General features: G+C 72.0%; 18 protein-coding genes and 1 tRNA gene. 8 read left to right on the forward strand and 11 right to left on the reverse strand.

The window, feature by feature from the left end; genetic code table 11:
- Positions 1-150: 150 nt before the first annotated feature.
- Positions 151-1,296, reverse strand: coding sequence for a 4-hydroxyphenylpyruvate dioxygenase (hppD, locus tag ACFXGX_RS39525; protein WP_384802071.1), 1,146 nt, complete (start codon positions 1,294-1,296; stop codon positions 151-153).
- A 122-nt stretch (positions 1,297-1,418) separates the two neighbouring features.
- Here hppD and ACFXGX_RS39530 point away from each other — a divergent pair, with 122 nt between their 5' ends.
- The 7 genes from ACFXGX_RS39530 (at position 1,419) to ACFXGX_RS39560 (ending at position 6,770) form a co-directional block, all read left to right on the forward strand.
- Positions 1,419-1,889: an Lrp/AsnC family transcriptional regulator gene (locus tag ACFXGX_RS39530; protein ID WP_384802074.1), complete on the forward strand. Its 471-nt coding sequence runs from the start codon at positions 1,419-1,421 to the stop codon at positions 1,887-1,889.
- 23 nt (positions 1,890-1,912) lie between these two features.
- The gene (locus ACFXGX_RS39535; RefSeq protein ID WP_384802077.1) at positions 1,913-2,560 is read left to right on the forward strand and encodes an ABC transporter permease; all 648 of its coding nucleotides are present in this window, start codon (positions 1,913-1,915) and stop codon (positions 2,558-2,560) included.
- Positions 2,553-3,947, forward strand: a complete 1,395-nt coding sequence (locus ACFXGX_RS39540; RefSeq protein WP_384802080.1) for a betaine/proline/choline family ABC transporter ATP-binding protein — start codon at positions 2,553-2,555, stop codon at positions 3,945-3,947. The genes ACFXGX_RS39535 and ACFXGX_RS39540 overlap by 8 nt, the downstream gene beginning before the upstream one ends.
- A gap of 50 nt (positions 3,948-3,997) precedes the next feature.
- Entirely contained in the window at positions 3,998-4,810 is an 813-nt protein-coding gene (locus tag ACFXGX_RS39545; RefSeq protein WP_384802121.1) for an ABC transporter permease, read from the forward strand.
- Positions 4,807-5,775, forward strand: coding sequence for a glycine betaine ABC transporter substrate-binding protein (locus ACFXGX_RS39550; protein WP_384802083.1), 969 nt, complete (start codon positions 4,807-4,809; stop codon positions 5,773-5,775). The genes ACFXGX_RS39545 and ACFXGX_RS39550 overlap by 4 nt, the downstream gene beginning before the upstream one ends.
- 111 nt (positions 5,776-5,886) lie before the next feature.
- The gene (locus ACFXGX_RS39555; protein WP_384802086.1) at positions 5,887-6,522 is read left to right on the forward strand and encodes an ArsR/SmtB family transcription factor; all 636 of its coding nucleotides are present in this window, start codon (positions 5,887-5,889) and stop codon (positions 6,520-6,522) included.
- A 56-nt stretch (positions 6,523-6,578) separates the two neighbouring features.
- Positions 6,579-6,770: a hypothetical protein gene (locus ACFXGX_RS39560; RefSeq protein WP_384802089.1), complete on the forward strand. Its 192-nt coding sequence runs from the start codon at positions 6,579-6,581 to the stop codon at positions 6,768-6,770.
- Positions 6,771-6,856: 86 nt separating this feature from the next.
- Here the strand turns inward: ACFXGX_RS39560 and ACFXGX_RS39565 are convergent, their stop codons facing one another.
- From ACFXGX_RS39565 to ACFXGX_RS39580, 4 genes are all read right to left on the reverse strand, one after another.
- A complete protein-coding gene (locus tag ACFXGX_RS39565) occupies positions 6,857-7,645 on the reverse strand; it encodes a S16 family serine protease (protein WP_384802092.1) in 789 nt (262 codons plus the stop codon).
- A gap of 111 nt (positions 7,646-7,756) precedes the next feature.
- Positions 7,757-8,398: an IclR family transcriptional regulator gene (locus tag ACFXGX_RS39570; RefSeq protein WP_384802095.1), complete on the reverse strand. Its 642-nt coding sequence runs from the start codon at positions 8,396-8,398 to the stop codon at positions 7,757-7,759.
- Between the two features lie 474 nt (positions 8,399-8,872).
- The gene (locus ACFXGX_RS39575; protein ID WP_384802098.1) at positions 8,873-10,675 is read right to left on the reverse strand and encodes a DEAD/DEAH box helicase; all 1,803 of its coding nucleotides are present in this window, start codon (positions 10,673-10,675) and stop codon (positions 8,873-8,875) included.
- Positions 10,676-10,933: 258 nt separating this feature from the next.
- On the reverse strand, positions 10,934-12,394 hold the full coding sequence (locus ACFXGX_RS39580) for an MFS transporter (RefSeq protein ID WP_384802101.1): 1,461 nt from the start codon (positions 12,392-12,394) through the stop codon (positions 10,934-10,936).
- A 249-nt stretch (positions 12,395-12,643) separates the two neighbouring features.
- Here ACFXGX_RS39580 and ACFXGX_RS39585 point away from each other — a divergent pair.
- Positions 12,644-12,718: transfer RNA gene (locus ACFXGX_RS39585), tRNA-Cys, on the forward strand.
- Positions 12,719-12,795: 77 nt separating this feature from the next.
- Here the strand turns inward: ACFXGX_RS39585 and ACFXGX_RS39590 are convergent.
- The 6 genes from ACFXGX_RS39590 to ACFXGX_RS39615 form a co-directional block, all read right to left on the reverse strand.
- Positions 12,796-13,962: an SUKH-4 family immunity protein gene (locus ACFXGX_RS39590; protein ID WP_384802104.1), complete on the reverse strand. Its 1,167-nt coding sequence runs from the start codon at positions 13,960-13,962 to the stop codon at positions 12,796-12,798.
- A gap of 212 nt (positions 13,963-14,174) precedes the next feature.
- On the reverse strand, positions 14,175-14,360 hold the full coding sequence (locus ACFXGX_RS39595; RefSeq protein ID WP_384802107.1) for a hypothetical protein: 186 nt from the start codon (positions 14,358-14,360) through the stop codon (positions 14,175-14,177).
- Entirely contained in the window at positions 14,357-16,663 is a 2,307-nt protein-coding gene (locus tag ACFXGX_RS39600) for a xanthine dehydrogenase family protein molybdopterin-binding subunit (RefSeq protein ID WP_384802110.1), read from the reverse strand. The genes ACFXGX_RS39595 and ACFXGX_RS39600 overlap by 4 nt, the downstream gene beginning before the upstream one ends.
- A complete protein-coding gene (locus tag ACFXGX_RS39605; protein WP_384802113.1) occupies positions 16,660-18,090 on the reverse strand; it encodes a 2Fe-2S iron-sulfur cluster-binding protein in 1,431 nt (476 codons plus the stop codon). Before ACFXGX_RS39605 ends, ACFXGX_RS39600 begins: the two co-directional genes overlap by 4 nt.
- Positions 18,087-18,980, reverse strand: a complete 894-nt coding sequence (locus ACFXGX_RS39610) for an FAD binding domain-containing protein (RefSeq protein WP_384802116.1) — start codon at positions 18,978-18,980, stop codon at positions 18,087-18,089. The genes ACFXGX_RS39605 and ACFXGX_RS39610 overlap by 4 nt, the downstream gene beginning before the upstream one ends.
- Before the next feature lie 281 nt (positions 18,981-19,261).
- On the reverse strand, positions 19,262-20,914 hold the full coding sequence (locus ACFXGX_RS39615; protein WP_384802119.1) for a beta-N-acetylhexosaminidase: 1,653 nt from the start codon (positions 20,912-20,914) through the stop codon (positions 19,262-19,264).
- Positions 20,915-21,300 lie beyond the last annotated feature (386 nt).

The raw sequence follows: 21,300 nt of genomic DNA on the forward strand, positions 1-21,300 counted from the left end.
AAAAGTTCGTGCGCCTTCTCTTTTGCTGTTGCGAGCTCGCCCGCCCCGGGCTCCCATCCCCGTCACGCGCCCGGGGCGCCGCGGACGGCCCCCCCCGCCGGACAGGTGAGGACCGGCCGGCCTTCAGGCGGGAAGGGCCGGTTCTCCGGGTCAGAGGTTGCCGCGCTTCTCCTGCTCGCGCTCGATCGCCTCGAACAGGGCCTTGAAGTTGCCCTTGCCGAAGCCCATCGAGCCGTGGCGCTCGATCATCTCGAAGAAGACGGTCGGACGGTCCTGGACCGGCTTGGTGAAGATCTGGAGCAGATAGCCGTCCTCGTCGCGGTCGACGAGGATCTTCAGCTCGCGCAGGGTGTCGACGGGGACTCGGGTGTCGCCGGCCCACTCGCCGAGCGTGTCGTAGTACGAGTCGGGGGTGTCGAGGAACTGGACACCGGCCGCGCGCATGGTGCGTACGGTCGCGACGATGTCGTTCGTGTTCAGGGCGATGTGCTGGACGCCCGCGCCGCCGTAGAACTCCAGGTACTCGTCGATCTGGGACTTCTTCTTGGCGATGGCGGGCTCGTTGATCGGGAACTTGACCTTGAGCGTGCCGTCGGCGACGACCTTCGACATCAGCGCGCTGTACTCGGTCGCGATGTCGTCGCCCACGAACTCCTTCATGTTCGTGAAGCCCATGACCTTGTTGTAGAAGCCGACCCAGTCGTTCATCCGGCCGAGCTCGACGTTGCCGACGCAGTGGTCGATGGCCTGGAAGGTGCGCTTGGCGGGGGGCTCGACGATCGGGGCGGCGGCCACGTACCCGGGCAGGTAGGGGCCGTCGTAGCCGGTCCGCTCGACGAGCGTGTGGCGGGTCTTGCCGTACGTGGCGATGACGGCGAGGACGACCGTGCCGTTCTCGTCCTTCATCTCGTACGGCTCGGCGATCGAGCGGGCGCCGTGCTCGACGGCGTACGCGTGGGCGGCGCGGGCGTCCGGGACCTCGATGGCGAGGTCGACGACGCCGTCGCCGTGCTCCGCCACGTGTTCGGCCAGGAAGTGGCCCCAGGTGGTGGCGGGCTTGATCACCGAGGTGAACACGAAGCGCGCGGAGCCGTTCTCGAGGACGTACGACGCCGTCTCGCGGCTGCCGTTCTCCGGTCCGGAGTACGCGACGAGCCGCATGCCGAAGGCCGTGGAGTAGTAGTGCGCGGCCTGCTTGGCGTTGCCGACGGCGAAGACGACCGCGTCCATTCCCTTGACCGGGAAGGGATCGGCCTGCCGGGCGGTGTCGGGAGTGTCGTGTGTGGTCTGCGTCATGGCCGCAGGCTCTCTCCGTTCCGCAAGGTGCGCAATAGTTCGCCTGTCGCCTGAGCAATATGTTCAGCGAGTGACCCGTACCGTCGGGCTTTCTGTACACGATGACCATCTCGGAGGCACCCATGGCGATCGATCATCTGGACGGGCGGCTGCTCGTACTGCTGGCCGAGGAGCCGCGCATCGGCGTCCTGGAGATGTCCCGGCGGCTCGGGGTCGCGCGGGGGACGGTGCAGGCCCGGCTGGACCGCCTTCAGTCGAACGGAGTCATCCGGGGCTTCGGTCCCGAGGTCGACCCGGCCGCGCTCGGCTATCCGGTCACGGCGTTCGCCACGCTCCAGATCCGGCAGGGACAAGGCGCGGACGTACGCGCCCACTTGACGACCGTGCCCGAGGTGCTGGAGCTGCACACGACGACCGGCAGCGGGGACATGCTGTGCCGGCTGGTGGCCCGCTCCAACGCCGATCTCCAACGTGTGATCGACCGGGTTGTCGGTTTTGATGGCATCGTCCGGGCCTCCACGGCGATCGTCATGGAGAACCCGGTTCCGCTGCGGATCATCCCGCTCGTGGAACAGGCGGCGGCCGAGCGCTGAACCGAGGAGCGAGGTGACCCGGCGTGAACTTCTGGCAGTACCTGAGCAGCCGCCACGAACAGCTCCTCACCGACGCCTACCAGCACGCCAGCGCGGTCTTCCAGTGCATGGTCGTGGCGACCGTCATCGGCGTGCTGATCGGCGTCGTCACCTACCGCAGCGACTGGGCGGGCAACCTCGCCACCACGACGACCTCCGCGATTCTGACGATTCCCTCGCTGGCCATGATCGGCCTGCTGATCCCGATCGTGGGCCTGGGCGTCCCGCCGACGGTGATCGCCCTGACGCTGTACGGGCTGCTGCCGATCGTGCGCAACGCGATCGTCGGCCTGCGCGGTGTCGATCCCTCACTGGTGGACGCGGCCCGGGGTATCGGCATGTCGCGGACGACCCGCCTGATGCGTGTCGAACTGCCGCTGGCCTGGCCGCCGATCCTGACCGGCATCCGGATCTCCACCCAGATGCTGATGGGCATCGCCGCCATCGCGGCCTACGCCTCCGGGCCCGGCCTCGGCAACGAGATCTTCCGCGGCATCAGCTCGCTGGGCAGCAAGAACGCGCTCAACCAGGTGCTCGCGGGCACGGTCGGGATCATCATCCTGGCGCTGCTCTTCGACGCCGGCTACGTCCTGCTGGGCCGGCTGACCATTCCGAGGGGGATCCGTGCCTGAGACAGCGGAGACCGCCGAAGGCCCCGCGGACGCCGAGGGTCCCGCCGGTGCGGCGGGCGGCGCGCGCGGCGGAAGCGGCGCGGGCGGGGGAAGCGGCGCGGGCGGGGGAAGCGGCGCGGGCGGGGACGGCCGGGGCGGCGCGGGCGGGGGCACGTCGTCCACCACGGGCGCCACGATCGAGCTGGAGAACCTCACCAAGCGCTACCCCGGCAGCAGGGACGCGGCCGTCGACAGCGTCAACATGGAGATCAAGGCGGGTGAACTCGTCGTCTTCGTCGGCCCGTCCGGCTGCGGCAAGTCGACCACCCTGAAGATGATCAACCGGCTGATCGAGCCGAGCGGCGGCCGCATCCGGATCGGCGGCGAGGACGTCACCGACATGGACCCGGTGAAACTGCGCCGCAAGGTCGGGTACGCCATCCAGTCGTCCGGGCTCTTCCCGCACATGACGGTCGCCCAGAACATCGCGCTGGTCCCCCGGATGACCGGCTGGCCGAAGGCGCGGATCACGGCCCGGGTCGAGGAGATGCTGGACCTCGTGGGGCTCGACCCCGGCGAGTTCCGGGGCCGCTATCCGCGCCAGCTCTCCGGCGGACAGCAGCAGCGCGTGGGCGTGGCGCGGGCACTGGCCGCGGACCCGCCCGTCCTGCTCATGGACGAGCCGTTCGGCGCGGTGGACCCGATCACGCGCGACCACCTCCAGGACGAGTTGATCCGGCTCCAGTACGAGCTGCACAAGACGATCGTGTTCGTGACGCACGACTTCGACGAGGCCATCAAGCTGGGCGACCGGATCGCGGTGCTGCGCGAGCACTCGCACATCGCGCAGTTCGACACCCCGGAGGCGATCCTCACCAATCCGGCCGACGACTTCGTGTCGGGGTTCGTGGGCGCGGGCGCGGCGCTGAAGCGGCTCAATCTCAGCCGCGTACGGGATGTGGAGATCAGCGGCTGTCCGACGGTCACCGTGGACGATCCGCTCCAGGAGATCTTCGGCAAGCTGCGCTCCAGCGGTACGAACGAGATCCTGCTGCTCGACAAGCGGGGCCGCCCCTACAAGTGGCTGCGGCGCGGCGATCTGATGCGGGCCAAGGGCTCGCTCGCGCGGGCCGGCACGCTGGTGCACGACACGGTGACCAGGGACGCCACCCTGCGCGATGCCCTGGAGGCGGTGCTCACCGACAACTCGGGCCGGGTACCGGTGACGGGTCGGCGCGGCGAGTACACCGGGGTGGTCGACATGGAGACCCTGATGAACTCCGTGCACGAACTCCTGGAGGCCGACCGGCTGGAGGCCATGGAGCACCAGCACGAACTGGAGGAGGCGCGCGCCCATCAGACCCAGTTCGAGCAGGAGGGTGTCGACGGCGGGGAGGCGAAGGCGTGAGCACACCGCCCACCGATCGGCGTCACGAGGGCGAACACGAGGTCAAGGGGGTGGCCTTCCGTGACGACAGCGAAGGCGAGGGCACGGAGCGGGAGGTGCCACCACCGCCGCCGACGGCCCCGAGGCGCCGGATCAGCTGGCAGAAGCTGACCTTCCTGCCCGCCGTGCTGATCGCTCTGCTGCTGGGCACCTGGATCTGGTTCCAGCAGGCCGACCTCGACGCGATCTCCAAGAACGCCCTGTCGAACGGCCAGGTGTCCAAAGCCCTCTGGCAGCACATCCAGTTGACGGTGATCTCCACGTTCTTCGTGCTGATCATCGCGATTCCGCTGGGGATCCTGCTGACCCGCAAGGCGTTCCGCAAGCTGACCCCGCTCGCCATGACGATCGCCAACATGGGGCAGGCGACCCCGGCGATCGGCCTGCTGGCCCTGCTCGTGATCTGGCTCGGCACCGGCGAGAAGTCGGCCCTGATCGGCATCACGATCTACGCGATCCTGCCCGTCCTGTCCAACACCATCACCGGCCTGAAGGCCAACGACCCGACCCTGCTGGAGGCCGCGCGCGGCATCGGCATGTCACCGCTGGGCGTGCTCTCCCGGGTCGAACTGCCGCTGGCCGTACCGCTGATCCTCGCCGGCGTCCGTACGGCGCTCGTCCTGAACGTGGGCACGGCGACGCTGGCCACGTTCGGCGGAGGCGGCGGTCTCGGTGTCCTGATCACCACGGGCATCACCACCCAGCGCATGCCGGTCCTGGTCCTCGGCGCCATCCTCACCGTCGCCCTCGCGCTCCTTGTCGACTGGCTGGCGTCGCTGGCGGAACTGCTGCTGCGACCGCGCGGGCTGGAGGTGGAGACATGAGGACGGCGCGCGCCCACGCGGCCCTGGCCGCCGTCCTCGTCCTGTCGTCCGGGTGCGGGCTGACCAGCGGCTCCCCCATGACCGACAACGTGAAGCCGGGGACCATCGGGCGGGGCGATCCGCTCAAGGGCGCGAACCTCACGGTGGCGTCGAAGGAGTTCACGGAACAGTTGATCCTCGGCGCGATCATGGGCATCGCGTTCCAGGCGGCGGGTGCGAAGGTGGTCGACCGCACCGGCATCCAGGGCTCGATCGGCGCGCGCGAGGCCATCAAGAACGGTGACGCGGACGCCATGTACGAGTACACGGGCACCGCGTGGATCACCTACCTCGGCAACAGCGAGCCGATCCCGGACCCGCAGAAGCAGTGGCAGGCCGTGCACGACGCCGACCCGAAGAACGGGGTCACCTGGCTGCCGCCGTCCGCCCTCAACAACACCTACGCGCTCGCCATGAACCAGGCCAACTTCAAGAAGTACGGCACGACCACGCTGTCCGACGTGGCCGCGCTCTCGAAGTCGGACCCGAGCGCCGTCACGCTGTGCGTGGAGAGCGAGTTCGCCAACCGGGCCGACGGACTGCCGGGCATGGAGAAGGCGTACGGGATGCACATCCCCGCGAAGAACATCACCCAGATGGACACCGGGATCATCTACACCCAGGTGGAGAAGGGGAGTTGTACGTACGGGGAGGTGTTCACCACCGACGGGCGCATCAAGTCGATGAACCTGGTGGTGATGAAGGACGACAAGAAGTTCTTCCCCAACTACAACGCGGCCCCGGTGATCAACTCCAAGGCCCTGAAGAAGTATCCGCAGATCGCCGAGGTCATCGAGCCGGTGACGAAGAGGCTGAACAACACGGTGGCGCAGGACCTGAACGCGAAGGTGGACGTCCAGGGCCAGGACCCGCACGAGGTGGCGCTGGACTGGATGACGTCGGAGGGGTTCGTGAAGCAGGACTGAACAGGCTTACGAGGGTGGCGACTTCGGGGATTCGGCCGGCGGGCGGGACCCGGCGGCAAAGTTACAAAGAACCCGTTGCAAGGACTTCTTTGCAACGCTATCTTTGTACACATGACGGAGCAGCCACCGCTTCCCCCGGAAGCACCCCTCCCCCCGCAGCCACCTCTGCCGCCCGAACCCCCGCAGCACCGCCGCCTCGACGCCCGCTCCCTGCGCGGGATCGCCCACCCTCTGCGCATGGAACTGCTGAGCAGCCTGCGCCAGAAGGGGCCGGCCACCGCGTCGATGCTCGCCGAGCGACTGGGCGAGTCCAGCGGAGCAACCAGCTACCACCTGCGGCAGCTCGCCGCGCACGGCTTCGTCGAGGACGCCCCCGAGCGGGGCAAGGGGCGCGAGCGCTGGTGGCGGGCGGTGCACCAGGGCCTGGACTTCGGCGAGGACCTGCTCAGCGACCCGGACCCGGCGGTACGCGGAGCGGCCGACATGTTCCTGCACGAGGTGGCCACCACCCACGCGCGTGAGCTGTCGACCTGGCTCGGCACCCGCGAGGAGTGGGGGGACAGATGGACTCCCGCCTCCGACATGAGCGACTTCACGATGCGCCTGACCCCGGCGCAGGCCAAGGAACTCGTCAAGAAGATGCACGACCTGCTCGACAGCTACTGCGCCCTCGAACGACCCGAGGACGATCCCGAGGCGGAGCAGGTGCGCTTCCACACACACGTCTTCCCTCAGGCCTCCGCCTGATCCACCCGGTCGGACTCCGCGCACGACTCGATCACACCGACAGAAAGGTCACTGCCATGCATCCCGAGACCCACCTCCAGTTGCAGCACGTGCGCGCCGCCGACCTGCGTGCCGAGGCGGACGCCTACCGGCTCACCACCGAGGTCGTGAGCCCCGGCCGAGTGCGTGCCCGCGTCGGCTGGGCACTGGTGGAGGTCGGCCTCCGGCTGGCCTCCGCGCCGAGGGCGACCGTCGCCGTCGCCTGCTGACGGACCGGCTCCCGGCCGGAACCGGGAGCTGGTCACTACCGGGAGCCGGTCCCTACCGGGAGCCCGTCACTACCGGGAGCCGGTCCCTAGCAGCTCGGGACCGAGCCCTTGTTCTTCTCCAGGGCCACCAGGGAGTTCACCGCTCCGTCGAGGTCGGTCACCGGGATCAGGCGGAGCCCCTTCGGCAGCTCCGCCTTCGCGTCCGAGCACTCCGCCTTCGGAACCAGGAACACGGTCGCGCCGTCGCGGCGGGCCGCCTGGGTCTTGAGGCTGACACCGCCGACCGCGCCGACCTTGCCGTCGGCGTCGATCGTCCCCGTACCCGCGACGACCCGGCCGCCCGTGAGGTCGCCGCCGCTGCCGTCGCCGTCCAGCTTGTCGATGATCCCGAGCGAGAAGAGCAGTCCCGCGCTCGGTCCGCCGACATCGGCGAGCTTGAGCGTGACCTTCACATCACCCTTCTCGTGCAGGTACCCCAGGGCCGCCTCGGTGGCGCTGTCCTGGGACTCCTTCATCTCGTTCGCGTTGTGCCGCTCGATCTCCTTGACGCTGCCGCCGCTCGGGTAGACCGAGTCGCGGGGCATCACGGCCTTGTCCGTGGCGAACCAGGCGCTGAGCACGTCGCCGAGCGAGACGCTCGCGTCCGGGCCGGTGGCCTCGATCGTGGTCATCCGGAGCTGGCCGCTGGTGTTCCGGGTGGGCGCCCCGCTGATGGTGATCACCGCTTCGCCCTTGTTCTCGCCGAGGACGTTCGCCGTCAGGCCGGGCTGCGCCAGGGAGAACGGCAGCGGCGCGAACACCGCCGTGGCGAGCAGGGCCACGACGGGAAGGGCGCAGACGGCGACGGCCCGGGGGCGCGTGAGGCGAGAGAGCACGGGGTCAATCTAACGTCACCCCCCGACCGAACCTCCGCACAGGTCCCACGGCCCCCGCACGCCCCGCGATCCCCGCACAGGTCCGTCTCGTCGTCAGGCCTCCCGGCCCGGTCAGCGCAGGGCGTCGGCCACCTCTCGGGCCGCGTCGACCACGCGCGGGCCGACCCGCTCCGGTACGGCGTCCGCCAACATGACCACGCCCACGCTGCCCTCGACCCCCGTCACCCCGATCAGCGGCGCCGCGGCCCCGCTCGCGCCGGCCTCCAGCTCGCCGTGGGTGAGCGTGTAGCCGGGCTCGCCCACCGGCGCCTGCCGGGCGGAGAGGATCGCGCGGCCCGCGGCCCCCCGGTCCAGGGCGTGCCGGAAACCGGCGCGGTAGGCCACGTGATAGTCCGTCCAGGTCGGCTCGACGACCGCGACGGCGAGCGCCTCCGTCCCGTCGACCAGGGTCAGATGCGCCGTCGCGCCTATGTCCTCGGCCAGCGCCCGCAGCGCGGGCAGCGCGGCCTCCCGGACCAGCGGATGCACCTGGCTGCCCAGGCGCAGCACGCCGAGCCCGACCCGGGCACGGCCGCCCAGGTCACGGCGTACGAGTGCGTGCTGCTCCAGCGTGGCGAGCAGCCGGTACACCACGGTCCGGTTGACGCCCAGTTTGTTCGAGAGCTCGGTGACGGTCAGCCCGTGATCGGTGTCGGCGAGCAGCTTGAGGACCCGCAGTCCCCGGTCGAGCGTCTGAGAGGTCTCCGCGGTCACGACGCCCACTCCTTAGTGGTGAGTCGACGGCCCTCGTACGGCGGATGCGGCACCGAGTCCCGTCGGCGACGCGCTTCAGAGGCCGCCGGTCGGCCGGCGCCCCGGGCTGTTCCCGGGCCGCAGTCGCTTCACGGCTGCGCTCCGCGGCGGCGCTGCCACGGGGCGTGTGCGTAGCCGGACAGTAGCGAGCCGGTCCGCTGAGCGGAAGCCTCCGTCCAGAATCCGGGCATCGGCCGGTGCGAAGTGATTCCGTTTGTCCCGGAACGCGGGGCGTGCGCCACTCGGCGTACACCGCCCGCGTACGCAGCGCGCAGGCCGCCGTGCACGCCGCACCGGCCGGCACACGCCCCCCTCGGGGCGGCTGCGGCACCGCGTGCCACGGGTTCCGGATACCGCCGTTTCCGGAGGTAACCGGTTGCCCATGTCCCCCCGGTCTTGGACGCCTCGGGCGTCCCCGCCGGTTCCCGGGGGACGTCACCGCATCCGGGTGGCCCACTCCTGGACCTTGGCGATGCGCTGCCGGAGCTGTCCGGCCGTGGCCTCCGCGCTCGGCGGGCCGCCGCAGACGCGGCGCAGCTCGGTGTGGATCACGCCGTGCGGCTTGCCGCTCTGGTGGACGTACGCGCCGACCATGGTGTTGAGCTGCTTGCGCAGTTCCAGCATCTCCTTGTGGGAGACGACGGGGCGGCGCTCGGCGGGGATCTCCAGGAGGTCCGCCTCGGAGTCCGGCTTCTTGCGGCTGTGCGCGATCTGCCGGGCCTGCCGCTTCTGGAGCAGGAGCTGGACCTGGTCGGGTTCGAGGAGGCCGGGGATGCCGAGGTAGTCCTGCTCCTCCGCGCTTCCCGGGTGGGCCTGCATGCCGAACTCGGCGCCGTCGTAGAGGACCCGGTCGAAGACGGCCTCGGACTCCAGCGCCTCGAAGGAGAACTGCTCCTGCTCGCCGGTGTCCTCGTCCTGCTCCTTGTTCGCCTCCTCCATCTCCTTCTCGGACTCGGCGTACGGGTCCTCCTCGCCCTCCTTCTTGGGCTTGTCGAGGGCGTGGTCGCGCTCGACCTCCATCTCGTTGGCGAAGGTGAGGAGGTCGGGGACGGTCGGCAGGAACACGGAAGCCGTCTCGCCGCGCCTGCGGGACCGTACGAAACGGCCGACGGCCTGGGCGAAGAAGAGGGGGGTCGAGATGGTGGTGGCGTACACGCCGACGGCCAGGCGGGGCACGTCGACGCCCTCGGACACCATGCGGACGGCGACCATCCACCGGTCCTCGCTCGCCGCGAAGTCGTCGATCCGCTTCGAGGCTCCGGTGTCGTCGGAGAGCACGAGGGTCGCCTTGGTGCCGGTGATCTCGCGGATCAGCTTGGCGTACGCGCGCGCGGACTCCTGGTCCGAGGCGATGACGAGCGCCCCGGCGTCCGGGATGCCCTTGCGCACTTCGGTGAGGCGCTGGTCGGCGGCGCGCAGCACGCTCGGCATCCACTCGCCGCGCGGGTCGAGCGCGGTGCGCCAGGCCTGGCTGATGGCGTCCTTGGTCATCGGCTCGCCGAGCCGCGCGGCGATCTCGTCGCCCGCCTTGGTGCGCCAGCGCATGTTGCCGCTGTAGGAGAGGAAGATGACGGGCCGCACGACGTGGTCGGCCAGCGCGTTGCCGTAGCCGTACGTGTAGTCGGCCGAGGACCGCCGGATGCCGTCGTTTCCCTCCTCGTACGTCACGAAGGGGATGGGGTTGGTGTCGGAGCGGAAGGGCGTACCCGTGAGGGCGAGCCGGCGGGTGGCGGGCTCGAACGCCTCCAGGCAGGCCTCGCCCCAGGACTTGCTGTCACCGGCGTGGTGGATCTCGTCGAGGATGACGAGGGTCTTGCGCTGCTCGGAGCGGTTGCGGTGGAGCATCGGCCGCACACCGACACCGGCGTACGTGACGGCGACGCCGTGGTACTCCTTGCTGAGCGGCCCGGCGCTGTACTCGGGATCGAGCTTGATCCCTATCCGCGCGGCCGCCTCGGCCCACTGCTTCTTCAGGTGCTCGGTCGGCGCGACCACGGTCACCTGCTGGACCACGTGGTGGTGCAGCAGCCAGGACGCGAGCGTCAGCGCGAACGTCGTCTTGCCGGCACCGGGGGTGGCTACGGCGAGGAAGTCGCGCGGCTGCTCCTGGAGGTACCTCTCCATCGCCCCCTGCTGCCAGGCGCGCAGCTTGTTGGCGGTGCCCCAGGGGGCTCGTCCGGGGAAGGCGGGCGAGAGGTGGTGGGTGTGCGAGGAGGCGCTGGCGGCGGTGGTAGTCACGGTCTCCGGTCTGGGTGTCGATTGGGAGCGTTCGGGTCCGTGCGCGGCGCGTCGGGTGAGACGTGACGGGAGGCGCGCGGACGGCTCGGCTACGTATGACAACCGGGCCACCCTACCGGCGCCCGCCGCGCGACGAGGTGCGGACAAGGCCGGGGCGGCGGTGGATGGGACTGACGTCACAGATCACCCGCCCGCGCCACCGGCACCCCGGGCAGCCCTCCGCGGGAGCCGCGGAACGAGCCGTCGCCGCGGGTCCCCTCAGCCCGTGCCCTCCGGTTCCCGCAGGCGTGTCGTCACCCAGGCGCCCAGCAGCGCCACCCCTGCCATGGGCAGGAACACCGCGGCGAAGGCGGCCGGGTGGGAGGTGTGGGCGCCGGAGGCCGTGGCCGTGGCCGCGCCGGCCACGGCGCCGCCGCCCAGGGCCGCGAAGGCGGCTCCGCCGACGGCGAGCAGCAGCACGTTGGACAGGGCGTCGGAGATCTGCAGGGCGGCGGAGTTGGCGCCGGCCTCCTCGGGGGCCGAGAGCTGGAGCAGCAGCACGCTGGTCGAGGCGAGCACCAGGCCCATCCCGAAGCAGCCGAACGCCCAGGCGACGGCGACGGTCCACACCGGCACGGCGGGGATCAGCACACTCGGCGCGGCGGCGACGGCCGCCGCGACCAGCAGCATGCCGAGGAACATCAGACGGTCCCGGTACGGCTCCACGCGCGGCCGCGCCTGCACCCAGGACCCCAGCGCCCAGGTCCCGCCGCCGGCCGCGAGCGAGAGTCCGGCGAGCGTCGGCGACAGCCCTCTCTGGGTGACCAGCATCAGCGGCACGAAGGACTCGGCGGCGATGAAGGCACCGGCGGAGACCCCGCGCAGCAGCACCACGGACGGCAGTCCGCGGGCGGCCCGCCAGGTGCCGCGGGGCAGCAGCCCGCGCACGGCGGGGACGATCAGCGCGGTACCGGCCGCGGCGGGGACGAGGGAGAGCGGGCGCAGATCCTGCGCGGCGTACTGGAACAGCCCGGCGCCCAGTGCGATCCCGAACGCCAGCCGGATGCGCCGCCGGTCCAGCGGCGGGCGGTCGCCCGCCCCGGCGGGCCCGGAGGCCCGCCGCCGTATCTGGGGCAGGGCGAACACGAGCGGGACGCCGACCAGCGCCGGAATGCCGATGAACACCCAGCGCCAGCCGAGGTGCTCGGTGACCGCGCCGGCGGCGAGCGGTCCGACCACGGAGGGCACCACCCAGGCCGCCGCGAACGCCGCCATGACAGCGGGACGCAGCCGCTGCGGGTAGGCCCGCCCGACGACGACGTACAGGGCGACGATGACGAGCCCGCCGCCGAGTCCCTGGACGGCCCGTCCGAGGATGAACATCCACATCCCGCCGGCGGTCCCGGACAGCAGCAGTCCGGCGGCGAACGCGCCGATGCCCGAGGCGAGCGAGGTCAGCGGCCCGTCGCGGTCGGACCACTGACCGGCGAGCACCATCCCGAACAGGCTCGTGGTGAAGTAGGCGGAGAACGCGAACGCGTACAGGGCGACCCCGTCGAGCTCTCGCGCGGCCACGGGCATCGCCGTCCCCACGGCCGTCGCCTCGAACGCGATCACCAGGACCACGGAGACGATCCCGATGGTGAGCGCACGGTAGGCCCGGCCGAGCACCCCGCGGTCGTCCTCGCCCTCGCCCCCGGACGGAATCGTCGCGGCCTCGCTCGCTTCCACTGCTGTCATGCCGGTCAGCGTAAGGTGCGCAGCTTTCGGTGACTCCTGTCGATGGTCGGTGATCAGGCGGGTCTTTGGACCTAGGACCACTCCCCCGGGCCGTGGCGCGACCCCGTTCCCGGCGGGCCGACCGCCTTTCGTGAACGGCGTGTGGCAGTCGCGTTGCAGCCGCCCCGGAACCCTTGAGCCCCTCCCGGCACCCCGCTTACGGTCTTCCCATCAGGTTCGGAACGAGTGAGCCGTGCCGCACCTGAGAACGACCGTGTGCCCGAGTGGTTCAGGGGCTCGACTGCAACTCGAGTTACGTGGGTTCGAATCCCGCCACGGTCTCCACGCAGGAGTCGGCCGTCCCGTCCAGGGGCGGCCGTTTCTGCTTCGGGGCGGCCGCTCCCGTCGGGCGGCCGGGGCCGCTAGGCGTACAGCATGCCGACCGCGCGGTCCTCGAATATCTCCGGCCAGTGGCGGCGGCCGTCGTCGCCGGGGAGAGCCGGGGTCCGGTCGCAGGCGCCGGGGTCGACGGTGGCGAGCGTCTCGGTCAGGGTGGCGGCGAGCTGTTCGTAGGAGTCGCTCAGGTGGTGGACCGCGTCCACCGTCTTCTCGCGGTGGAGGAGCCACAGGGTGAAGGCCAGCGTGGAGATGTCCGCGTTGAGCGGGCGCAGGGTGAGGTCCGGCTCGCTCCAGGCGAGCACCGCGCCCGTGGTGCCGTCCAGCACCAGGCTCGTGTCCTCCAGGAGGTCGCCGAGGCGTATGAGGCGGCCGGCCGCGGCCGGGAGCAGAGCGGCGGAGAACGCGTCGGGGCCCTCGTCCGCGTAGTACTCGGTGAGGGCCGCAAGCGGCATCTCGGTGTCGAGCTGGAACAGGAAGCCGTCCTCGGGCAGGCCCGACTCCCGCAGGAAGCGGCGGGTCGGCTCGTGCGTCAGGGCGGGCGGGAAGTCGACGTCCTCGAAGCGCATGATCCCGCCCGCGCCGAACTCCTCGTCCAGCAGCCGTTTCGGCAGCCCGAGGACGAGTCCGTCGCCGGGTCCGGCGATCCGGGCGAGCGGACGGATCAGGGCGGCCATCCGCCAGTACGGAGGGACGTCCTCGCCGGTGGCGTCCTCGAAGACGGCGCTCAGCCGGTCCGACACCTGTGCGACCGCCTTCGGGCCGAACGGGCCGGAACGGCCCCGGGACAGTGTCAGTTCCCCGGTGGCCGCCGCGAAGCGCAGCAGGGCGTCCAGGGAGGGCGCCAGGGGCGAGAGGTCCAGGTGGGCGGGGTTCGGCCGGACGTACGCCGAGGACACCGCCCCCGTCGTCCCGTCGAGCAGGATCGACTCCAGGTCCCGGTCGAGGCTGCGCAGCGCTCCGACGACGAGCTGGTCGCGCAGTTCCTCCGCGAGTTTGTCGGCGTCGCCCGCGAGGTCGGCGACCGTGCGCAGGCCGTGCTCGCGCAGGGCGCCGAACGCGAGCAGCGCGTCGTCGTGGGGCAGTCCGGGGCCGGTGAGCCGGTTCCGGGTGCCCACGTGCGTGACGAACGGACCCAGCTCGTCCTCGGACAGTGTGATCGTGCCGTCGATCTCGGTGTCAGTCGTACTCATGGCTCCCCCGCGCATGTGAACGCTCCGTGCTTCCCCCGGGAAGGGAACGGCCGGTCGTGCCACGGCAGTTCCCCACGAGCCAGAACGATACGCCGCACCACTGACAACGCCAGGGACGCGCCGGGACGGACCGCGCCCGGTCGGGAAAACGTCGGTGGGGCCGCCGCGGTGGGCGTCAGCGAAGCTGTGGACGCCGGGTGAAGCGGTGGACGTCAGGTGAGGTAGACGCCGCCGAGGACGACGGCCACGGCCGCGAGCACGAACAGCAGCACCCAGACCAGCAGTTTGCCCACACCGGGCGCGGGTTCGTAGCGCGGCTGCCCGGCTTCGGCGCCGGGGACCGGCGGGGCGAAGCCGTCCGGCGAGGTTTCGCCGGACGTGCGCTCCCGCTCGGTCACGAGGCCGTCACCACGGCCGCCTGCGGGCGGATCGGCAGCCGGTTGACCGGCCGTCCGGTGGCCGCGCGTACGGCGGAGGCGATGGCCGCGGGCGAGGTCACGACCGGCACCGCGCTGGCCGCCTTGGCACCGAAGGGGGCGACGACGTCGCGCTCCTCGACCAGCTTGACGATGCGGATGTCGGGCGCGTCCAGGGCGGTCGGCAGGGCGTAGCCGGTGAGGTCGGGGTGGCGGACCAGACCGCGGTTGGTGCGGAGGTTCTCGGTCAGCGCGGCGCCCACGCCCTGGGTGACGCCGGCCTCGATGCGGGCTCTGAGCTGTGCCGGGTTGAGGATCCGGCCGACGTCCTGGGCGAGCGCCAGCTCCACGACCCGTACCGAGCCGAGTTCGATGTCGACGTCGACCACCGCGCGGACGGCGCAGAACGCGAGGCCCACGAAGGCGTCGCCCTGGCCGTTCTCGTCCAGCGGTTCGGTGGGGTGCGGGCGGCACTGCGCGGTCGCCCACAGCTCCTTGCCGTCCATCGCCTCGGTGACCGTGGTCGACAGCACTCCGTCGTACGACGTGATCTTGCCGTCGGTGATCTGGAGCAGCTCGGTGGACATGCCGAACTTGTGCGCCAGGGGCTGCAGCAACTGCGTGCGGACCATCTTGGCCGCGCGCTCCACCGCTCCGCCGGACACCCAGGTGTGCCGGCCACGGGAGCTCGGACCGGCCGGCGGCTGGTCGGTGTCGACCGGAGCCACGTGCACCTCGTCGATGCCGAGGGTCTCCTGGACGATCTGGCGGGCCAGCGTGGTGAAGCCCTGGCCGGTCTCCACGGCCGCGCAGAGCACGGTGGCGACGCCGTCGTGGACCTTGACGGTGGCGGTCGAGACCTCGTCGGCGCCCTCGGCGCCGAGCATGTGCACCATGCCCAGTCCGTAGCCGACACCGCGGCGTACGGCACCGGGTTCGCCCGCGCCCTCGGGTCCGCCGGGCAGCAGCCACTCGTCCTCGGGCGTGTCCTTGGGCAGGGCGGGCAGCGGGTAGTCGCGTACGGCCTGGAGGAGCTCGGCGACGGGCGCCGGGCAGGTCACCGTCTGGCCGGTGGGCAGGACGTCGCCCGTGGCCAGGACGTTGCGCAGGCGCAGCTCGGCGGGGTCGACGCCGAGCTTCTTCGCCAGCTTGTCCATCTGGGCCTCGTAGGCGGCGCACACCTGGAGGGCGCCCTCGCCGCGCACATGGCCCGAGGGCGGGTTGTTGGTGCGGACGGCCCAGCCCTCGATGAAGGCGTTCGGGACGACGTAGGGGCCGCAGGCGAAGGAGACGGCGGCGGCCAGCGACTCGCCGGAGGTGTCGGCGTAGGCGCCCGCGTCGAGCAGGATCTGGGCCTCGACCTTGACGAGGTTGCCCTCGGCGTCGGCGTGGTGCCGGTAGCGCAGCAGGGTCGGGTGCCGGTGGGCGTGGCCGAGGAAGGACTCCTCGCGCGTGGCGGTGAGTTTCACCGGGCAGCCGGTCGCCAGGGCGAGGAGACCGAGCGCGAGCTGGAAGCCCTGGTCCTCGCGGTCGGCGGTGGCTCCGGGGACACCGGTGACGACGACCTTCACGCGCGCGGGTTCGAGGCCGTAGCAGGCGGCGGCCGCGTCGCGGTCGCTGTGCGGGTCGGTGGAGGCGATGTAGAGCTCGACGCCGCCGTCGGGGCGGGGCACGGCGAGTCCGGCCTCGGCGCCGATGGGGGCGGGGTCCTGGCGGCCGATGCGGTACAGGCCCTCGACGACGACCTCGCCGACCGCGTCCGGGTCGCCGTGGCTCAGCGGGATGTGCCGGATCAGGTTGCCGTCGGGGTGCAGCGGTTCGGCCTCGAAGGCGTACTCCGGGTCGGTGACCGGTTCGAGCACCTCGTACTCGACGATGACGGCCGCCGCGGCCATGCGCGCGGTGTCGGGGTGGTCGGCGGCGACGGCCGCGATGGGCTCGCCGTGGTGGCGTACGACGTCGGAGGCGAACACCGGACGGTCGGCTCTGCCGCGGCCGTGGATCGGGGTGCCGGGCACGTCCTCGTGGGTGATGACCGCGCGTACGCCGGGCATCTCGCGCGCGTGGCTGGTGTCGATGGACAGGATGCGGGCGTGCGGGTGCGGCGAGCGGAGCACGGCGGCCCACAGCAGGCCCTCGGCCCACAGGTCGGCGGCGTAGGGGAACGTGCCCTCGGTCTTGGCGCGGTCGTCCGCGGCGGGCAGCGAGACGCCGAGCCCGTGCGGCAGGGGCTCGGGGCCCGTCTCGGGAACCGCCGGTGTCGCGGTCGCGGCTTGGTTGGTCACGCCTGGCCTCCGTCCTGGCCGTACGGCTGCTGTGCCGGGGAACCGTAGGCGGCGCCGTCCTCGTACGCGGACGGGTGGATGCCGCCGGCGCCGGGGCCGGCCTGGTGCGGGATGCGGGCCTCGTCCGCCTCGGGGGCCGCCTCGGCCGCGGACGCGGAGTGCGCCTCGCGTTCGGCGACGACCTCGCGCACGGCGTCCAGGACACCGCGGTAGCCGGAGCAGCGGCACAGGTTGCCGCACAGGGCCTGGCGGGTCTCCAGCTCGGTCGGAGCGGGGTTGCCCTCCAGCAGGTCGTGCAGGGTCATCGCCATGCCGGGGACGCAGAAACCGCACTGCACGGCACCGCACCTGGCCAGCGCCCGCTGGACGTCGGAGGACTGCCCGTCGGCGGCCAGGCCCTCGACGGTGCGCACCTCGCTGCCGGCGGCGGTGACGCCGGGTACCAGGCAGGACGCCACGAGCCGGCCGTCCACCTGGATGTTGCAGGCGCCGCACTCGCCCTGCGAGCAGCCGTCCTTGGCGCCCGCGAGGCCGAGCCGCTCGCGCAGCACGTAGAGCAGCGACTCGCCGACCCAGGCGTCGGTGACCGGCCGGTCGGCGCCGTTGACGCGCAGGACGTAGGAGGCGAGGGGGTGATCATCGGGTCCGGGCGGGGCCGGGAGGCCCGCGTCGGGTGTCTCGTCGGCCTCGTGCGCCGGATCCGGCTCGGCCGCCTCGGGTGTCCCCGCCGTCACGGGCTCGGGGTCGGCGGCGGGCTCGGGGGCCTCGCGAACGGGCTGTGCGGGCCCCTGGGCGGCCTGTGCGGGCGATTCGGCTCCGGGATGCCCCGCGTGTCCGGCGGGGGCCTCAGCGGCCGTTTCGTGGGCGTCGGCGCTCCAGGGCTGTCCGATCTCGCCGGCCCAGGGCGCGGCCGCGCCGCCGGGGAGCGTGGCGGGCGGTGTGCCGCCCCACTGCTCGACGAGCGCCGAGGTGGTGAACTCGCCCGATTCGTCCGGGAGGTCGCCTCCGGCCACCGGGATCGACCACTGCCCGGTCACGTCGTGTCCGGGGCCCTGCGCCTGGCCGGAGCCGTCGTCGAACTGCCACTGCCCGGTGGACCCGGGGTGGTACGTGAACCGGTCGTCGTGGGCGCCGGCCTGCTGTGCGGTGTCGTGATCCGGCCACTGCGTGTTGCCACCCCGACCGGCCCAGGTGCCGCCGGCGGCCGGGTCCGCGGACTCGGGCGGGGCGGGAGTCACGGAGATCTGCGGGGGCACATAGCCGTGTCCGGGCGCGGCCAGCGGCTCCCGGCTGGCGAGGAGCGCCTCTATGCCGCCCTCGGGGAGCTTGACGAAGGCGGTGGCTCCGTCGTCGTAGTCGCCCTGGGGCAGCGGGTCCCAGCGGCTCCCACCGCGCGAAGCGCCCTCTTCGTGCTGGTCGTCGGTCACGACAGTGCCCTTCCAAGTGCTCGTCGGGCCAGCGCGGCGACAGTGCGCCGCAGGTGCAGTACGGCGGGCGGAAGCGGTGTGAGGGTTCCGTCCTCGGCGGGGACGGGGTCCGGGATGCAGGCCGCGGCCACGTACTCGCCGAACGCGGCCAGCGCCTCGGGGACGATCGCGCGGCTGTTGTCCCAGTCGATGAGCTGGGCCACCCAGGCCTCCGCGTCCAGCGGGCGCAGCGGCATCGGCGCTATGGCGCCGACGGCGCAGCGCACGCCGCGCCGGGCCGGGTCGAGGACGACCGCGACGGAGGCGATGGCGCGCCCGGGTCCGGTGCGGCCGGTGGCCTTCAGGAAGACCTGCGGGGCGTGCAGCAGCGGCACGCGCACGTAGCCGATGAGTTCTCCGCCGCGGAGCATGTCCACGCCGGCGAGCAGGTGCGACACGGGGATCTCGCGGCGGGCTCCGCCCGGCCCCGCGATGATCAACGTGGCTTCCAGGGCGGCCAGTACGGGCAGCGCGTCCCCGGTGGGGGCGGCCGAGGCGATGTTGCCGCCGAGGGTGCCGGCGTTGCGGATCTGCGGCGGTCCGGCCGCCCGCGCGGCGGCCGCGAGCGCCGGGATGAGCGCGGCGAAGTCGGGGCGGCCCATGCGGGCGTGCGTGAGGCCCGCGCCGAGCAGCGCGTGGCCGTCCTGGTACTGCCAGCCGCGGATCTCGGTGATCCGGCCGAGGCCGACGAGCGCGGCCGGCCTGAGCTGTCCGGAGTTGACCGCGGCCATGAGATCCGTGCCACCGGCCACCGGAACGGCCGTGGGCATGGCGGACAGCGCCGCCACCGCCTCGTCCAGCGAGACGGGCAGCGTCACGGCCTGAGCCGTCTGCGGTGCGTGCGTGGTCAAACCGGTTGCCCCTTCCCGCTGCCCCACCTGGTCCCACCTGTGCTGCCGTACGGTACGTGCTGACAGGGCGGACGGGGCAACTCTGGCACATCTTCCCGGGCCCTCGACGCGGGGGTCCGCTAGGAGGCATTCGCCCGTCTCACCAGGGAGATGGCCTGTTTTCGCACGGCATCACCGGTGGAAGCCGATTATCACTCTTCGGTGCCCCTTGGGGGCCATTTTTCCTTGCGGTGCAACGGCTCCGGTGCACAGGCACCGGAGCCGGGCGACCGTGAGCGGTCTCACACGTTCGGGGGCGCCCCCTCGATCGGGCGTCCGAGCACCCCCGGCCGCCGCTGCCACGGCCGCGGACCCGAGGGCGCGCGGTAGGCCACGCCGAGGGCGTCGAGCCGTCCGTAGTGGGCGTCCATCCGCCGCTCGAAGCCGGTGAAGTCCCGTTCCCCGGGGGCCGGCAGACGGCTCCACGCGACCTCGGCGAAGGCGGCGAGCCTCGGGAACGCCTGGTAGTCCACGCGCGTGTGGTCCTCCATCACCTCGGTCCACAGGTTGGCCTGCGCGCCCAGCACGTGCCGCGCCTCCGCCTCGGTGAGCTGCGGCGGAACCGGCTCGAAGCGGTAGACGTCCTCCAGGGTGCGCACGTAGGCGATCGGCACCGGTTCGTCCTCGCCCGCGGCCTGACGGTAGTCCAGGTACACGTGCTGCTCGGGGCACATGACGACGTCGTGGCCCGCGCGCGCGGCGGTGACCCCGCCCTGGTAGCCGCGCCACGACGAGACCGCGGCGCCGGGCGCGAGACCGCCCTCCAGGATCTCGTCCCAGCCGATGAGCCGACGTCCGCGCGCGGACAGCCAGTTGTCGAAGTGCCGGATGAACCAGGCCTGCAGCTCGTCCTCGTCGGCGAGCCCGAGTTCCCGGATGCGCGCCTGCGCCGTGGCCGACTCCCTCCACTGGTCCTTGGCGCACTCGTCGCCCCCGATGTGGAAGAAACCGGAGAACTCCGGGAAGCGGCCCGGGTCCGCCGGGAACAGGTCGAGGAGTTCCTCGAACACCCCCTCGTAGAAGCGCAGGGTGTTGTCAGTGGGGGCGAGTACGTTTTTGGAGACGCCCCAGTTGTCCCAGACGGTCAGGGAGGTCGTGTCGATGACGTCGGTGTTGCCCAGTTCCGGATACGCGGCGATGGCCGCCTGCGAGTGGCCGGGGATGTCGATTTCGGGGACGACGGCGATATGCCGCTCGGCCGCGTACGCGACGATCTCCCGGATGTCGTCCTGGGTGTAGAAGCCTCCGTGCGGCTTCTCGTCCCACAGCGGCGAGGCCCGGTGGCCGAATTTGGTGCGCGCCCGCCAGGAGCCGATCTCCGTCAGCTTCGGATAGCGATTGATCTGGACACGCCATCCCTGATCGTCGGTGAGATGGAAGTGGAAGACGTTGAGTTTGTGCGCGGCCAGCAGATCGAGGTAGCGCAGGACGCCTTCCTTCGGCATGAAGTGCCGGGAGACGTCGAGCATCAGGCCGCGCCAGCGGAATCGGGGCGCGTCCTCGATGACCCCGTGCTCGATTTCGTACGTCGCCCGCGGACGGACCGGGGCGCGGCGGAAAGCGTCGGGGCCCAGCAGTTGACGCAGTGTCTGGGCGCCCCAGAACACGCCGGCCGCGTCGCCGCCGCGGATCTCGACACCGTCGTCGCCGACACCGAGCCGGTACGCCTCCGGCTCCAGGGTGTCGTCGAGGAGCAGGCGTACGGCGCGCGGAGCGTCCCGCGGCCCAGGTCGCAGCGGCAGTCCGAGCGCGGCGCCGAGGGCCGAGCCGAGCCAGCGTCCGGTGGTGTCCGTGCCCGGCGCGGCCCACAGGACGGTGTCCGCGTCCAGCGTGAACCGCCCCTCCGCCGTGCCTTCGACGACGAGGGGAGCGGGAATCAGGCCCGTGTCCTTCATGTCCATCCGTCCTTCAGTCCTTTACCGCCGCCGGGGCCGGAGACGAGTCACTGGGGTTCGCGTACGAAGAAGATCGGTACGTAGAGGATCGGCACGCGGGAAATCGTCCGGGCGGCCGTGAGCCGGGGGACGGCGGGCGGGGATAAGGGATCCGCCGGAGAAATCGCGTGCGGTGCGCCCGGCCGGGTTCGCGGACGCCTTCCGCGCGTCCGCGACGGCCTCGGTGAAACCGCGCGGCACCGGGGCCGTGAAGGGCCGCGGGAAGGCCGCGCGCGGCGTGGTCTTAGAGCACCGGGGGGGGCGCAGGGGGCGGGAGCCAGACGGTGCTAGCGGCGCTCCGGCGGGGGCGAGTCGGGGGTCGGGGGGGGGGGGGAGGGGCCGGCGGT

Source organism: Streptomyces sp. NPDC059371, from assembly GCF_042751995.1.
Taxonomy (GTDB): domain Bacteria; phylum Actinomycetota; class Actinomycetes; order Streptomycetales; family Streptomycetaceae; genus Streptomyces.